This is a genomic window from Nostoc sp. CmiVER01 (assembly GCF_034531135.2).
GTDB lineage: Bacteria > Cyanobacteriota > Cyanobacteriia > Cyanobacteriales > Nostocaceae > Nostoc.
Genome location: NZ_JAVRBU020000021.1, coordinates 45,264 through 62,059 on the forward strand (window position 1 = coordinate 45,264; position 16,796 = coordinate 62,059).

The window sequence follows — 16,796 nt, forward strand, 5'->3', positions numbered from 1 at the left end:
TTAAATCGAGATGTCAGTTACTGTGCAAGCTACTAACTGCATCATGTACAAGTATTCCCAAATACAACTGATTAATAACAAACACGACTTTGTAATTACAGTGAGTTGTATTTCAATCAAGGTGTAATAAGATTTCCCAAAATAACCGTTAAAAAGCAGAGTCCAAAAGTCGCCTGACTTTTAACTCTGCCGATTAGCTGACTTTGTTGTAGGTGGAACTGCTTCAGGTATGGGAAGCAATACTGTTCGGTTAAGCATTTTTAACTTGAAATTGGGCTTGAGGAAAAGGTTAAAAGTTTTTCTTTTCCCTTTTCCCCTTTAACCGAAAGGTATTGATATAGGAAAACGTTCTTACTTTGTAACTTTTGTATCCGTCACCAACTTAGTATTTTCACTACCTGAAACCCAGTAACTTCCAGAACTATCAGAAATTAACTTGGCTCGTTGTTTTGCAGTGTTGGGTAAACCTCGCCCAGAATCTCCCTTTGTAATTTCTTGCCACCAAGGAGATTTCATGCTGGTAGCCGGACGAATTAAGGGTTGTCGATTCATGGCTTTGTACAGCAAGGATTGCAAAATCATACTGTTGGTGCTGCTGGTGAAACCAACTGCCGTTTTACCTGTGGCTTCATAGAAACCTTCATAAAATCCGGCTAATGGATTGTATAAGTCAGTCGTTCCTTGCAGTAACTCTTGACTGTACTTGTTTTCTGGAAGCAGGGCATTATAGGCAAAAGCGACTGCTGTACTTACCAATCGCCCTTTTGGAACAGTTTGCCCGTCATCTCCTAAGGCCACCCAAGACTCACCCCGTCCAGTAATTGTACTGTGGACAGTGTAAGGTTTACGATCAATTAATGTGGTGGCTGAAGCTGTGAGAGTTCCAGTGCGATGGTAACGTTCAGCTTGCGCCTGAAAAATTGGTTCAAAGAGCGATCGCATTTTTGGATCTAGTCCAAATTCCAGTGCATAGAGTAAGAAAGGATTGCTAACTGTGTATTGATTAACTTTAGATTTAGTATCCGTGCGACGGCGTTGGATTGGTACTTTCACTCCTTCTATTGAGGCAGTTTGATATTCACCACCAACAGCAGAACCATCAGCATTAAATCCCCATAGTTGAAAAGCACGAGCGGCATATTCTTCATAGCCCAAGCGGGTTTCAGGGTTGACGCGGGTAAGCGATCGCCCATCTTCCTCTTTGGTGGTTGTAGCACTAGAAAGAATACCCTCACGCACCACACGCAAGTATGACCAATCCAGCACTATTTTATCTACGGCAGCCGTGTATTCTGGATGACAAGTTTTTAAGTTGTAAAGTGCTGCCAGCATTCTACCTAAATCTAAAGCTGACCAGCCGTTGCCTTCTGGAACTGGATTTCCACCATAATCTACTGATTGTAGCGTTCTGGTATCATAACCCCGACCCGGCAATTCTCCCGCAAATAATGGTAACTTTGTCAACGCTGCTAAAAAATGTCGAGTGCGCTGGTCAAATTCTTTAGGAGTAATTATATCGAGCGATCGCGCTGCATGGATTGCTGCCAGATAATCTCCTAAGCCCCAGAGGGTTGCACCTTTGAAATCACTGCGATCGTCTATCAGCCCACTCTTCGAGTGATAATTCGCTTGAAAGTATCGCCAAGCCGCCTCTGCATAACGTCGTTCAATTACTGACAGAGGTCGATCTAGTTTCAGGCTAGATGATTTGGGACTATTCACTGGTGGAATGGGTGCAACAGCCACTTCTGTAGGTTTAGAAGTACCCGCAGGGATTGGGGTAGGAGTTGTAACAGGAGAATTTGGTTGATTTGCGGTAGGAGTCGTAACAGTAGAATTCGGTTGATTTGATGGTGTTTCAGGAGAAGCATTTTCACTGGGCTTGCCAGTAGACACAGTTGCAGAACTAGAAGCAATTAAAGGGTGATTTCCCTTAGCTTTGTAGTATAAAATCTCCAAAATCAATCCATTAGTATTACCTGTCAAAGCTTTATTTGGTTGTTTTGATTCTTCATAGATACCAGCATAGTAACCACTGTCATCAGGACTGCGGAGATCCTTGACAACATCAAAAACTTTTTGAGCATAGGCATTATCTGGAAAAAGATAGCGCCAACCAAAAGCAGCTTTGGTGCTGATGCTGCGAAACTGTGGATAAGGTTGATTGGCATCGGTGATTGTAGCCCAGTTTGCACCGTTAGCGTAGACGGTGTTGTAGAGAAAGTAAGGCGCTTGGTCAATATTATCTTCTGTGACAGCAGTCAACTGCCCTGTAGAATCATAACGTCGTTTTTGCACATCTAAAACCCTGGCAGCAAAATCAGCTAACTCACCTTGCAAACCAAACTCAATCCCATCAAGAATATAAGACTCACTAACAACGTAATTATTAGCGTTGGTGCTTTTAAAATCACGGGTATCAACCGGAATTTGCACACCATTAATTTCAACTAGCTGAAATGGTTCTAAAGAAATAGCCTTGGGTGCAGAGAAACCCCAAAGTTGATAACCCCTAGCGCCGTATTCTTCATAGCCAAGCCGGCCTTCTTGCACCAGCAGCGTTTTGTTGTCTGGGAGAACAGCAGCGCCATAAAGTTGCCCATCTTTGAGCGATCGCGCCACTTGCCATTTTGCTACAATTCCTTTTACCCAGTCATTATATTGAGGATGACAGGTGCGGATAACATCAAACGCAGCCAGGATTCGCCCGACATCCAAAGCAGACCAACCAATACCTCGATCCAGTGGATTATTGCCATAATCAACCATTTGTGCATTGGCTGCGTTATAGACTTTATTAGGCAAAGTATCTTCAAATAATTTTAAGCTGCTGAGAGTTGTCAAAAACTTGTTAAGACGTGAATCAAAATCTGCTTGGTCAGTAAGATTCAACCAGCGTGCAGCATTCAACGCCATCAGGTAATTCCCCATATCCCAGAGTGTACCAGAAGGATAACCGCCAGTAGAATTGGTAAATCCCGTTGCTGGCTGATAATTTTTGACAAAATACTGCCAAGCAGCACGAGCATAAGTTTGTTCTTCAGGAGTAAGCGGGGCTGTAATATTGCCACAGCTACTGGAATTTTCGGATAAGACTGGTGTCGGGATGTAAAACAACAATTGCAGAAATGTCCCAATTAGGAACAATGCAATCCATCTCAACAGTTTTTGTTGCCGGGGTTTGTATATCATAATGCAAAGAAGGAGTTAGGAGCGTCATAGGTGACAAATTTCTCGTTCCCGGCAGTATAATCACGCGCTAACCAGTGAAATTCTTGCGCCGCTTTGATCCGATATTCCGTTGTACGGATATTCTTGAGCAGTACTGCAAAGTAGGTGACGAGTGCAAACACAAAATTTTCCGGATCTAAGAAAATTGCAAACTCAGTCTAACCAAAGAAATAAAAAATTGACAAAAAAAATGCTTAGGGTGTTATTTTATTCACGTATTCAGACTCTAAAACCCTCAACAATCTCTAAAAAGCGAATCGGAATACACTCGACTAATGCGATCGCTTTGTTGTCATATATCTCTCCGAAGAAAACAGAATGGTTTTTTAGGAGAGGGATATCAAAAGATACAACTAAATAGTGATAAAAGTAGAAGGTTGAGCCGAAAGGATACTTGCAGTGACATTATCCAACCTCGCTAACACTTGATTGTCAGAACTATCCATAATCAAGGCAATACTTCCTTGTTGCTGTATCGACAATTGACCGAACTTAAGACCACCTGACAACGCAAGCTTATCTTTACCTATTTCAAAGTCAGTAATAGAGTCTGTGCCCTCACCTAAAGCTAATACAAAAGTATCAGCACCATAACCTCCGGTAAGTACATCTTTGCCATTGCCCCCATAAAGTAGGTCATTGCCTGCACCCCCTAATAGTTGGTCATCGCCAATACCACCAAATAGCGTATCGTTTCCGTCGCCTCCGAAAAGTTGGTCATTTCCTAGATTACCTACGATAGTGTCTTGACCCCCAAACCCATAGATTTTGTTGGCTTGGTCATTACCTTTTAGGGACTCAGAGCTATCAGTGCCATTAAGAAGAGAAATTTGGTTAGCAATAGCAGTCTTATTGGTCGCGGCTTCGTATGCACCAGCATCAATCAATACACTGCCGTTGCCATCGCCATCTATGGGAGTATTCTTAGTGCTTTTATTGAAGGCATTGGAACCAGCATCGATCGCAGGACTTCCAGATTTGAGTCTAAAGTCATGATTCGCTGCATTAACAAACAACGGGTCTTTTAAAACATTTCCTGATCCTGTGTCTTTAAAAGCTCCGTTGTAAGCAATGTTATTGTCAAATGAAACATTACTAGAATTAGCTATATAATTGGCAGACGCTCCGGACTTGGCATACATAATATTGTTAGATGCCTGAACATTTTTAGAGCTGTTAATAAAAATTTCTCCAAGTAAAAGGTTTTGAGAATTTTTGTAAATTGTATTATTTACAATATCTACAGGGTTTTGTCCTTTGAAAATCTGAATACCTCCGCCACCATTGTTGTAGATTAGGTTGTTAGCAATTAAGGCTTTGCCTTCATAAAAATCAGTGCCAATATAGCTTCTATCAAGCATTATCCCATGACCTTCCTGTATTCTTCCCGTTGCATCACTAGGTACTAACTGATTGTTATCAAAGGAAGTGTTACCACGAATAATTACTTTGTAATCTTTGACATTATTATCAGAATTCCAGAGGTTCAGCATTGTAATCCCTTGGACTCCAAAGGGAGAATACCAACCATTCCCAGAAACGACATTTTTTTCTACTGTAATGTAGTCTGCTTGGGTTGTTCCAATCCCACCTCCGGGAAACTTAGAAATGTTGTTATTACTAATTGTGATGTGATGTGAATGCTGCTTTTCATCGCCATCAATATATGTAACATTAATACCATTTCCAGATGTTGCTGGATTACCTAAATTATTCTTTTCCTGGAGCGCATATTTTAATGTAATTTCATCTCGCGCTCCCGTCATCGTCAGCCCATTAACTACTATATAAGAAGAGCCTGTAATTGAGACAGCATTCCAATTGTTTTTGTGTGCTTCTAGAACAGGTGTGTGTCCTGGATAAGCAGTAAATGTGATTGGCGCCTTAGCAGTACCGTGCTTATCTGAAATATCCAGAATGTTAGGGTAAATATTTGTGTAAGTACCATTCATGACGTAGACGGTATCACCTGCCTTCACCAAGTCTCCAGCTTTTTGAAGGGTGCGAAATGCAGCTCCTTCCTTCAAGCCATCATTTTTATCATTACCTGTTCCAGAAACGTAGTATGTTTTGCCAGCCATGAGATTAACTCCTAATATTTGTAAGGTGAATTGGTAGTGCGTTCTCAGCAATAAACTATGTTGCTAAGTAGTTATTTGAATGGATAATTTATCTAGTCTTTTTAAGACAGTCGCAGTTGTGCGATGGCGTACCCGCCCTTTCCGGTGGCGATCGCGACTTAGAATCGCATCGTTTGTAGAAACACTTTTGTAAAACTGAAAATTTTTATCCTATTAACCGTTGATGGTTAAAGTAGGGATGTCGATACCGTCAATCGTTAGTGTTTTATTGAAAGTGATCGGACAATTTGCACAATACAAAGCCGGAGACTTTTCCTGTCATCTCTGCGCTTGTTGAGCGGTTAATTAAATTGGTTGAAACTTTAGTAGGTTTACCCTTTAACTTAAGGGAACTAATGTAACAACTTAGTCGAACCTGTTGTAAGCGGTGTAACTGAGTCTGGTGAACTCCTGTATTAAAACTAACCTTTACACCAAGGACACAAATCAGTAAATATTCTGAACTTAGTTACTTTTTTTACAACAAATACGAAATTTTTATGGAGACGTCGTAGTGGAATCCTGTTAATTTCTAGAGTGATATGGGAGTGGAGAGCGCTTTGTGCAAGGATTTGATGAAGTTTCTCTAAAAATTTTTAAAGAAGCGATATTTCTCGCAGGGTAAGACAGAAAGAAATAAGAAACTGAGAAAATTTGGCGTAGCCTCATAAAGAAATGGTATGAGTTTGGAGCATCAGTCAACTACTGGTGTACTTTCAAGAGCGATCGCTCATTTGTCAGAGAACCCATGTTGTCCCCTTCATTTCACAGCAGTTCTTGATGGGGTCATTCATTTCCCCCTGCTCCCTGCCCCTTTTCCTCTTCTTTGACCAAGAGAAGAGTATCCTTGTAGGGAAGCGAATGAGGGTTAAGTCTCTATTAAACTCAACTTAGAACCGCCATAGCCTAAAATGAATATCCGCCGCCAACTAATTCATAATGCATCCCTCAAAAGAGAGAGATAGGAGGCTAAACCCTGTTATAAAATAGACATATAAGGATTCGGGGGGCCATTTAACTGGTCATAAACGCCTATAGAAACTATTTTTGGAAATCTCCAAGGTTTAAAGTCCAGCCAGCTGAAGCAACTACAGAGGCTGTATCACCAGCGTATACCGGGCGATCGCATCACCACGTCCGAGTTTTCCCAGCGTCTGGCAGCAATTAGTACAGAAATCAATCAGCCTGTGTGCGCCTATATCAACCGTCGCGGACAAGTGATTCGCGTCGGGGTAGGCACACCGCGTCAAACACAAATACCACCTCTAGAATTGCCCCGTTACGGTGCAGAACGACTCAGTGGTATTCGTTGCATCGCCACCCATCTCAAGGCAGAACCGCCAAATGAGTCGGCACTCACGGCTATGGCACTGCAACGCTTAGATGCCCTAGTAGTCCTAAACATTACCGGAACAGGATTTACACGACGGGGAGGCGGTGCGACTGGATATGTCAAAGAAGCTTATCTAGCTCATCTGATACCCCAAGAGTCTCGCACGTTGATTACTAGTCCTGCTGCTTTCAAAGTAGAAGAGAGCCAAATTCAATCCCCAAGCTGGAATATATCGCCACCTCTGGGCTTGGATGATCTGGCAGAACAGGATTTAGTAGACTTGGTAGAAAATCTGGAAGCGGAATTCCAACGCGAATTTGTTGCTCAGGAAGTAGATTCTGACCACGATCGCGTGTTAATTGTAGGACTAATGACCAGTGAGATAACCCCCCTACAATTCCAAGACACCCTAATGGAATTGGCGCGTTTAGTTGATACTGCTGGGGGAAATGTATTACAGACAATACAACAAAAGCGATCGCGCATTCATCCCCAGACAGTAGTTGGCGAAGGCAAAGTGCAAGAAATTGCCCTAACTGCCCAAACACTAGGAGTTAATCTCGTCGTCTTTAACCGTGACCTCTCACCCTCCCAAGTCCGCAACTTAGAAATGCAAATTGGTATCCGGGTGGTTGACCGCACCGAAGTAATTTTGGATATCTTTGCTCAACGCGCTCAGTCTCGTGCCGGGAAGTTGCAAGTAGAATTAGCACAATTAGAATACATGCAACCGCGACTGGCTGGTAGAGGTCGCGCCATGTCCCGATTGGGTGGTGGTATTGGAACTCGTGGCCCTGGTGAAACCAAACTAGAAACTGAACGCCGTGCCATTGGGCAGCGCATTTCTCGACTACAAAAAGAAGTAGACCAATTGCAAGCGCATCGTTCACGGTTACGACAGCGACGACAGCATGAAGAAGTTCCCTCAGTGGCTTTGGTTGGATATACTAATGCTGGCAAATCCACTTTGTTGAATGCTCTTACTAACGCAGAAGTTTATACAGCCGACCAGCTATTTGCGACTCTCGATCCTACTACGCGCCGTTTGGTAATTCCTCATGGCGAAGCTAATAAACCTCAAGAAATTCTGATTACAGATACAGTAGGGTTCATACATGAACTGCCTGCATCATTAATGGATGCCTTTCGCGCCACCTTAGAGGAAGTCACAGAAGCCGATGCCCTACTCCATTTGGTGGATTTGTCTCATCCCGCTTGGTTGCGTCATATTCGCTCAGTCAGAGAAATCTTAGCGCAAATGCCAATAACTCCTGGCCCCGCGCTGGTTGTTTTTAACAAGATTGATCAAGCCAATAGTGAGACACTGGCTCTAGCTAGGGAAGAATTTCCCCTCGCGGTGTTTATTTCTGCGAGTCAGCGCTTGGGATTAGAAACCCTGCGTCATCGTCTTGCCCAGCTGATTGAATATGCCGTTGACTGTAGTTAAAACTTGAGTTGCGAATTCAGTGTCAACATCTTAATATTAGTGTCCTAAATTTTCAACTTTGGGGAAGGCGAAATCGCCTTCCCCAAAGTTAAATCTAAAATCTCGTGGTATCTATGGAAAACCATCAGCTTTTATTGTAAAGCGAATTACCAATCTCCCATACGAATTAATTGATTAAATATTGAAAAATAGAAGCTTAATTAAGCAAGCTGATTATGCATACTTTAAGCTTAAAATTAGTTTAAGTGTAAACACTGAAGCTAATTATATATACTGGTAAGAATTTATTGATTGTTTCCAACTTAAAGTTTTAGTTAACCTTGATATATAAGGTAGACAATGAATAGTTTCTTATGTCAATTTATACATGAGCGTTTATTACTAAAAAAGTTCTCTTAAGACATTTTAAATGCCTTAAATAGAAACCAAAGGAGTTTAAAGCAAGTGTCTCAACTATATTCCAAGAAGATAGTAGGTTATGCGGCCTACTGTATATCAACATTAGCTGTGGTTATTTCGCAGATGCCAAGAGCAGATGCAGCCTCCATGACTTTCTCAGCTACAGGTACTAACCCAATATCAGGTGGAAGCAGTACAGCCCTTTCGGCAAAAGCTGTCTTTGATGATTCAATAGCAGGCAAGTTGACACTGACCCTTACTAATACAGGCCCAGGTGCATCAGCTCCTTCTGATGTTCTAACAGGAATCTTTTGGGATTATGCTGGATCTCCCTTAACAAACTTAACCTTGTCTTCAGCCAAAGCTCCAACCGTAATCAAGAATAATGTAACTACCGGAACTAATGTCGATCTCACCAAGGTTGGAGGAAATACAGTTGAATGGGGTTTTGCTAAGACTACCGCTAGCACTGGACTTGGTGGTGCTAGTGGCGTACTTAAGCCAGTAACTCAGCACTACGGTATTGGTACAGCAGGTTTTGGGATATCACCTGGTTTCGGTCTTTCGGGTGGACAGCAATTCAATTACGGTATTATTACTGGTTACGATAGTCCAAATTCAGCAGTAAGTGGAGGGACTTTTGTAAAAGACTCTGCCACATTCGTTTTCTCAGGGCTACCTACTGGCTTTGATTTAACAAAGATTCAGAATATTCGTTTTCAGTATGGTACTGGTTTAGATGAGCCTAGTACTTATTATATTGCTCCGCCACCTCCACCTAAACGAGTACCTGAGTCTAATGCAACAGTAGCTCTTGGTTTATTTGCTCTAGGTGCGCTGAGGGTTGCCAAGAAAAAGCCTCTAGTCTCAGCTTAAATGAGAACTTGAGTACTAACTGACAACTGAGTTACGCTTTATAAGCAATTCTCACAATTAAATAATAGCCACTCTGTTTTTTAACAAAATTGGTATAAACATAATATCTTAGTCAAGAATCCAGACTTTATCTCTTGACTAATTTTTTATGTAAACCAAGTTAGCGCCTTATAAGGGTAAAGACAAAGCAAGATAAGGTATTGATAGTCTGTCAATAAATAATTTATGAATAGATTTCCTGTAGAGACGGCGATTTATCGCGTCTCTTTGTAAAGAAGGCGATTTATCGCGTCTCTCTAACCGTCAAAATGGATTTGACAGACCACTAGAGTCAGTGGCAAAGTTCTAAAATTAAAAAGTATTAAATAAAGTTGAGGACTTTATGGCTGCAAAAGTAGAAATTTACACTTGGAGAACTTGCCCATTTTGCATTCGTGCCAAAAGTTTGTTGAAGAACAAGGGAGTTGAATTTATTGAATACAGCATTGATGGAGATGACGCAGCCAGAAATAAAATGGCTCAAAGAGCAAATGGACGGCGCTCTTTACCGCAAATTTTTATCAATGATGATCACATAGGTGGTTGTGATGATATCCACGCTTTAGACAGTCAAGGCAAACTAGATGAACTACTAACTTCTAGCAACGTATAGGTTGAGTAAATATTGCTATAAGCTAGCGACAAGCCGCTACACACGGCAGTCGCCACAACTCTGGAGAGTTACGCGCTGCCTTGTTTACAGGATTTTTCTCAAAAAAACGATATCTGTCCACAAGACTTTATCCACTAGGTTCCACTCAGCAGTACATATATACGTCAATTGGTGAGAGCATCAAGAGATAATAATTGAATAACCATTTAATTTCTTGGTGATTGAGGTATAAAGGGTGAAACTGGCTTTTATCATTGATCCCATCCATCTGCTTGACCCGTGTCATGATACCAGTGTTGCCCTAATTGAAGCAGCGCAAATCCTGGGACACGAAGTTTGGGTGACTCAGGCAAATCTGCTGAGTGTGGTGGAGAGCAAAGCTTGGGCTGTCCTACAGCGAGTCGAACTTGTGCCAGTGCAGTTGCTGGAGGGACGCTGGGTAGCGGTGAATCCTTGGTATAAGTTGAGCGATTCTTGCTTAACTTCTTTAGAGACAATGGACGCCGTATTTATGCGGACAGATCCACCTGTCAATGATTCCTACCTCTATGCCACGTACATTCTGGATTACATTGACCAAAATAAAACCTTGGTGATTAACAGTCCTAACGGCATCCGAGGGGCAAATGAAAAAATGTACGCCCTCCAGTTTACTAAAGCAATTCCAGAAACCATTGTTAGTGCTGATAAGCAGTTTATCCGGCAATTTGTCGAAGCGAACAAAGCTGCGGTTCTCAAACCACTGGGTAACAAAGCTGGGGAAGGAATTTTATTTTTGCAATCAGGCGATCGCAATTTTAACTCTATTGTCGAACTCAGTACTTTCCAAGGTCGAGTGCCTGTAATGGTGCAAACCTATTTACCGGAGGCAAAAGCAGGAGATAAGCGAATTATCCTACTCAATGGCGAACCAATTGGTGCGCTCAATCGCCTCTCTAGCGGAACTGATTTTCGCAATAATATGGCTACTGGTGGCACAGTCGCTCAAACTGAAATTACCCCAAGGGAGTATGAAATTTGTACCCAAGTAGCCGAACGGTTACGCCAAGATGGCTTAATTTTTGTAGGTATTGATGTTATTGGTGGCTACTTAACTGAAGTTAACGTCACTAGCCCTACTGGAATTCGTGAGATTGATCGCTTAGATGGTACTCACCTTGGTCATCAGGTTATTCAATGGCTTGAACAGACAATAGAAAGCAAACAATAATTTACATTTATTTTTTGCTTCGAGTTTTGAGGGTTTGTAGTAAGCACGCTTTGTGCTTACTACATCAGTTTATTTTTTCCAAAAGCATAGCTGGACATGTGAGCCAGCCGACTCCTGCCCAAGTTAATTTTATTTTTATAAAGTAGCGTTAACGAGTTTTTACCCATTAGCAAGATTGGGGATGGCAACAGATTGCTTACCCCTGCTCTTAGTAAAACCCTGGAACTAGCAGATTTTATACAGCAGTCAGCCTAACCTGAGACTGCTAATTTAATCTAAAACCTCAAATCCAAAATCTTTTAATTCCGTGGTGTACGTCGGTTTCTCAGAAAATCAGGTATATCTAATCCTGGTTTTTCTTTCGGTTCTGGAATTGGAGTTGGAGTTGGAGTTGAACTTGGAGTTGAGGTTGAAGGATTAACAGCTGGTTGCTGTGTTACTGGTCGCTTCGAGGTATTAGGTGCTACTCGAACGTTCGCTACGCTTTGTTGTACCGCAGCTTGCACTTCACCTGTAAACCCGGTGGCAATTACAGTAATTCTTACCTCACCTTGGAGTCTGTCATCAATTACAGCCCCAAAAATAATATTGGCGTTGGGATCAACTACTTCATAAATTGCTTCTGCGGCTGCATTCACTTCATGCAAAGTCAGGTCAGTACCACCAGTAATATTAAAGACTACCCCTCTGGCACCTTCAATAGAACATTCTAGTAATGGTGAAGAAATAGCTGCGATCGCAGCTTCTCTGGCTCTAGATTTTCCAGAGCTAACGCCAATTCCCATCAATGCCGATCCCGCATCTGCCATCACCGCTCGGACATCAGCAAAGTCAACGTTTACCAAACCAGGGATTGTGATGATATCAGAAATACCTTGCACCCCTTGACGCAGTACATCATCTGCATAACGAAAAGCTTCTTGCACAGGTGTTTGTTCGGGGATCACTTCTAGCAACTTGTTGTTGGGGATAATAATCAGTGTATCTACCCTACTTTTTAGTCCTTCAATACCTTGTTCTGCTTGGCTAGTACGGCGGCGGCCCTCAAACACAAATGGACGTGTGACTACACCAACAGTCAGAGCGCCCATTTCCTTTGCTACTTCTGCCACTATCGGCGCTGCACCTGTCCCAGTGCCACCCCCCATACCAGCAGTGATAAATACTAGGTCTGCACCCTCTAAAGCTGTGGCAATTTCATCTCGTGATTCTTCTGCTGCCTTTTGACCAATGGCAGGATTACCACCTGCTCCTAAACCCCGTGTTAGCTTCTGTCCGATTTGTAATCTACTGGGAGCGCCAGCTAAGGTTAGAGCTTGGGCATCAGTGTTAATTGACCAAAACTCTACCCCAGAAACATCAGATTCGATCATGCGGTTAACGGCATTCCCACCGCCACCACCGACACCAATCACTTTAATGTTGGCAACCCGACCAGGAACGATCTCGCCAATTCGGCTATTTTCCGTAGAAATCTTCTTATTATCGTGATTTTGTCCGAAGTTCAACCCAGAGTTATTAAAGGGATTGGTCGAGTTAACTGCCAGAGAGAACCCCGGCTGTCCCGTCGATTGGGAATTTTTATAGTTAAGTCCTTGGTTATTATCAAGTGTCATTGGATTTGTCAAAGGGTAGATAAACGACTTTTTCAGGTGTTACTCACCTCAGAGTCAACTTTAGTTTGACAGTGCCACAATACTATGGCACTGTTCTTTATTGTTTTCACTACTGCCAAGCCTAACAGAGTTGGCAGTGTGAAAATTTGCTATGGGATGAGCCTTCAAGGCAAGCGATCGCACAGCCAATTCTAGAGAAGTATACCTACATTTATCTAAAAGTGATCTGTATAACTTCAACCATACATTAATCGTTTCATTATTCTCAGCAGAGGGCAGAACTAGTAAAGACACACTACAGTGCGTCTGATCTACCTCAATAATATTGTTAATAGATTTCACCATTGGGGATAGCTGCAACTTTAGACACAAAATTTACCTTATACTTACTTATCCCTAAGGTTGAAGTAAGCAATAATTTACTTTGTCAGACTATACCTGATTAATTTGTTGTTTGGGGGGTCTTAATGGAGACTTTGTTCGAGCAATAGTCTATCTTACGAGAACCCTTACTAGTGTGGTCAACAAATCAAGATTTTTCCAGAGGTTTTGTAAACCGATAGGAATTACGGCACAGAATAGTCTAAATTGACTGCCCAGAAGCTATGCTTACGCAACTTTGGGCGGCATTTTCCTTTACAGATTGAAACTTCGGTAAACTGTCTTTGGAATAGAAGGCGTTTTGCACGCCATAGCCGATGATTAGATTGCTGAACATCTTGCACCCTACTATTAGGTGTTAGGAGTCATAATTGAAAGTGTTTTACTCGTAATAGAGATTTTAGGATTTATCTTCTCATTTTAATTAGAAGTTAATGCCAATTTTCGTGCGGGTTGCTCGAAAACTGAAAATAATAAATTTATTTATCAGCATAAAGCTTCTTAATTTACTAAAAGCTATCAATACATTAAACACTCTAGTACTGCAAGGCGGAAGTTAAAAGTCAAGCATTCAAAAGAATTGTATTCCAGGCTTTTACGCTATTTGAAATGGTCTGTTTATTTACGTCATGCTGTACTAGATGTTTTTAGGAGTTTTAGAAGTTAATTTTTGTTCTTTTTGGTTCATCTGTACTAATGGAAGTTCGGGATTTTTCAGATCAATATACTCTATTTGGCCGGAATTTAGTTTTGCTGTTAAATGCCGCATCTGGGCGAGTACTTTAATTTGTTCAGACAGTTGGGGGCCTGGAACGCCGAGATGCACATTTCCGAGTTCTGTTTTCAAAATTAAATTCGCTGGATTTTGGCAATCAATTTCCATCACCTTTATGGGGCTTTGGCTTACAGCTTGATGAAGTTGAGTCCAGTAGAGACAGTATTGTTTGGGCAATCCAATTACTCTGAGATTGGGTAATTTCTTAGTAGGATTCAGTGATGTATATTTTTCTAAAGGCATCCAGGCCCCGCTTGCATCTAGCAAGCCGATTGTGACTTTTTTGTTGCCAGCGCCTTGATTTTGCCCATTTGGTGTTTGAGTTACGGCTACAGGGACTCGTTCTTGGATTTCGATGTTTAATCCAGGAGGAAACAAGCGGCGTCTAACGATCGCTTCGGCAATAGTTGGTTGTTTCTTCAAAGAGTTAGCGATCGCTGCCGGTTCAATCCGCCACAAAGATTGGGGGTAAGATAGCGCCAATAGTGATTGAGTTGTCTCATCCGACAGGGACTGATTACCTGATTTGATCGCAACTTGTTTAGGACTTTTTAGCACCCACACTGGTTGGACTGCCACCCACAGCAATCCAATCGCCAAACCAGTAATGGCAAAAGTTCGCCAAATAGCTTGAATAATTTTCATCTGCCTCTGCCGACGTAATTTCTTACGACGCTGGGCTAGATCGGTGCGGGAAACTGATATTATGCCAGCCATTCAAACCCCTTTCTACTTACAATTCAAATTCCTTGACGCCTTTTTATCATTATTAATCTCAGTAAACACTGCCAGCATCTATTAGCCGCTCTCCTCAAGACTTTTTTTATTTTTAGTAACACTTTACAGTAACTACATTAACGAACGTGGCGCTAGTCATCCTTCCAATTAAAGTTTCCGGTGTCCATTCTTAACTTACTGTTGTCTTTTCGACAAGGGATCGTCAAACATCTTGTCTCTAAAGATTACAAAAGGTTAATTTAGATATTTCTAATTTTGCCACCTTGACAAAGAAAAGGTGAAATGATAAGCAAATATCATTAAGTCTCTGTATAGATTGCTATAATTCATACCAGTCCTTATCATTAGCAATCCAAACTGGGAACTATAAGACGTAGTAGCTTTTTTACTAATTAACTCAGCTATAAAGGGTTGTGCTAAGTCACACAAAAGCTACAGATTACCAAAAACTCAATAGCAGGTGTAAAAAGGACAGATATGCTTAAGGTTACTAGGGTCAACTAAATCTCTACCATACTACTGACAGCGATCTGGAACAAGTGCTGTCTTTTGCAAGATATTGCCAACTTGCGAAGTAATTGTGTGCTTACATCCAGACTAGAGATTTTTGGTATAAAAAATACAAGTTAACTGCATCTACACACATCTACACACACACATCAACATATACCTCTAGATACATGAAAACGACATTAAATTTGTCACGTTTTTATAAAGCATGTAATCCAAGCTACACGCTCAATATAAGTAACGTGCTAGATCGCCAGTATTACATAGATTTTGCTGATGTTCGTGGTTGCAAGATTGTCGAAGAATTGCAGCGAACTATCATTCGAATTTCTCCTGATGAGCCAACCTGCCAGTTATTTACGGGTCACATTGGCTGCGGGAAGTCAACGGAATTGCAGCGCCTCAAGACAGAACTAGAATTAGCGGGATTTCATGTAGTTTACTTTGAGTCGAGTCAAGACTTAGATATGGCAGATATTGATATCAGCGATATTTTGCTAAGTGTAGCCCGTCAAGTCAGTGCCAGTTTAGAAGGCATTAACGTCAAACTTAAACCTGGTTACTTTACCAATTTATTCAAAGAAGTAGGCGATTTTTTGCAAAGTCCCATAGAGCTTTCTGGACAAGCAGAGTTATCGTTGGGTATTGCCAAAATTACCGCTAAAACCAAAGATAGTACCCAGACGCGGAATCAACTAAGGCAATATCTAGAGCCACGTACCAATAGTATTTTGCAAGCCATTAACGAAGAAATTCTAGAAAAAGCTGTTGAACAGCTAAAGCTACGGGGTCAAAAAGGATTAGTAGTAATTGTAGATAATTTGGATCGAGTAGATATGCGTCCCTTAGCATCGGGGCGATCGCAACCAGAATATCTCTTTATCGACCGAGGCGAACAGCTACGCCGACTCAAATGCCACCTAGTTTATACAATTCCTCTAACGTTAATTTTCTCCAATGAGTATGAGACACTGAAAAATCGTTTGGGGGGAGGGATTGCGCCAAAAGTACTACCGATGGTATTGGTACGCCAAAGAGATGGCAGTGACTACGAACCAGGCATGTCACTAGTCCGCCAATTAGTTCTAGCAAGAGCTTTTCCAGAAGTTCCTTTAAATGAAAGGCTTTTATTAATTACAGAATTATTCGATCACTCTCAAACTTTGGATCGTATATGCCGCATTAGTGGTGGTCATATTCGTAATTTATTAGGTTTACTTTATAGCTGCCTACAACGAGAAGATCCACCTTTTTCTAAGGACTGCTTAGAAGCCGTGATTAAGGACTACCGTGACGATTTGCTACTAGCTATTGATGAATCCCAATGGGAATTATTGTTTGAAGTAGTGCAGCAGCAGAGAGTTAAAGGTGAGTCTGATTATCAAAGTTTACTAAGAAGCATGTATCTATTTGAATATCGTGATCCTCTGGGACGATGGTTCGGTATTAGTCCAGCTCTAGCAGAAACAGAAAAAGTTTTAGCTTGGCAACAAAAAAAGTAACAATGC

General features: G+C 41.6%; 11 protein-coding genes. 5 read left to right on the forward strand and 6 right to left on the reverse strand.

The window, feature by feature from the left end:
• Positions 1 to 351: 351 nt before the first annotated feature.
• The 3 genes from RMZ43_RS30010 to RMZ43_RS30020 form a co-directional block, all read right to left on the reverse strand.
• Positions 352 to 3,192, reverse strand: coding sequence for a DUF3131 domain-containing protein (locus RMZ43_RS30010; protein ID WP_322652394.1), 2,841 nt, complete (start codon positions 3,190 to 3,192; stop codon positions 352 to 354).
• Complete coding sequence (locus RMZ43_RS30015) at positions 3,189 to 3,353, reverse strand: hypothetical protein (protein ID WP_322647791.1); 165 nt, start codon at positions 3,351 to 3,353, stop codon at positions 3,189 to 3,191. The genes RMZ43_RS30010 and RMZ43_RS30015 overlap by 4 nt, the downstream gene beginning before the upstream one ends.
• Positions 3,354 to 3,584: 231 nt before the next feature.
• Positions 3,585 to 5,312 carry a calcium-binding protein gene (locus RMZ43_RS30020; RefSeq protein ID WP_322652393.1) on the reverse strand — a complete coding sequence of 576 codons (1,728 nt, stop codon included), beginning with the start codon at positions 5,310 to 5,312 and terminating at the stop codon, positions 3,585 to 3,587.
• Between the two features lie 1,073 nt (positions 5,313 to 6,385).
• Between RMZ43_RS30020 and hflX the strand changes: the two genes are divergently transcribed.
• From hflX to gshB, 4 genes are all read left to right on the forward strand, one after another.
• On the forward strand, positions 6,386 to 8,131 hold the full coding sequence (hflX, locus tag RMZ43_RS30025) for a GTPase HflX (protein ID WP_322652416.1): 1,746 nt from the start codon (positions 6,386 to 6,388) through the stop codon (positions 8,129 to 8,131).
• 444 nt (positions 8,132 to 8,575) lie between these two features.
• On the forward strand, positions 8,576 to 9,406 hold the full coding sequence (locus RMZ43_RS30030; RefSeq protein ID WP_322647789.1) for an XDD4 family exosortase-dependent surface protein: 831 nt from the start codon (positions 8,576 to 8,578) through the stop codon (positions 9,404 to 9,406).
• A 382-nt stretch (positions 9,407 to 9,788) separates the two neighbouring features.
• Positions 9,789 to 10,058, forward strand: coding sequence for a glutaredoxin 3 (grxC, locus tag RMZ43_RS30035; RefSeq protein WP_322652392.1), 270 nt, complete (start codon positions 9,789 to 9,791; stop codon positions 10,056 to 10,058).
• A gap of 235 nt (positions 10,059 to 10,293) precedes the next feature.
• Entirely contained in the window at positions 10,294 to 11,268 is a 975-nt protein-coding gene (gene gshB / locus RMZ43_RS30040; RefSeq protein ID WP_322647788.1) for a glutathione synthase, read from the forward strand.
• A 299-nt stretch (positions 11,269 to 11,567) separates the two neighbouring features.
• Here the strand turns inward: gshB and ftsZ are convergent, their stop codons facing one another.
• From ftsZ to RMZ43_RS30055, 3 genes are all read right to left on the reverse strand, one after another.
• Complete coding sequence (gene ftsZ / locus RMZ43_RS30045) at positions 11,568 to 12,884, reverse strand: cell division protein FtsZ (RefSeq protein ID WP_322647787.1); 1,317 nt, start codon at positions 12,882 to 12,884, stop codon at positions 11,568 to 11,570.
• A 60-nt stretch (positions 12,885 to 12,944) separates the two neighbouring features.
• On the reverse strand, positions 12,945 to 13,229 hold the full coding sequence (locus RMZ43_RS30050; RefSeq protein ID WP_322647786.1) for a hypothetical protein: 285 nt from the start codon (positions 13,227 to 13,229) through the stop codon (positions 12,945 to 12,947).
• Between the two features lie 673 nt (positions 13,230 to 13,902).
• A complete protein-coding gene (locus RMZ43_RS30055; protein WP_322647785.1) occupies positions 13,903 to 14,757 on the reverse strand; it encodes a cell division protein FtsQ/DivIB in 855 nt (284 codons plus the stop codon).
• A 701-nt stretch (positions 14,758 to 15,458) separates the two neighbouring features.
• On the opposite strand from RMZ43_RS30055, the gene RMZ43_RS30060 reads away from it, so the two are divergent.
• Positions 15,459 to 16,790, forward strand: a complete 1,332-nt coding sequence (locus RMZ43_RS30060; protein ID WP_322652391.1) for a P-loop NTPase fold protein — start codon at positions 15,459 to 15,461, stop codon at positions 16,788 to 16,790.
• Positions 16,791 to 16,796: the final 6 nt, after the last annotated feature.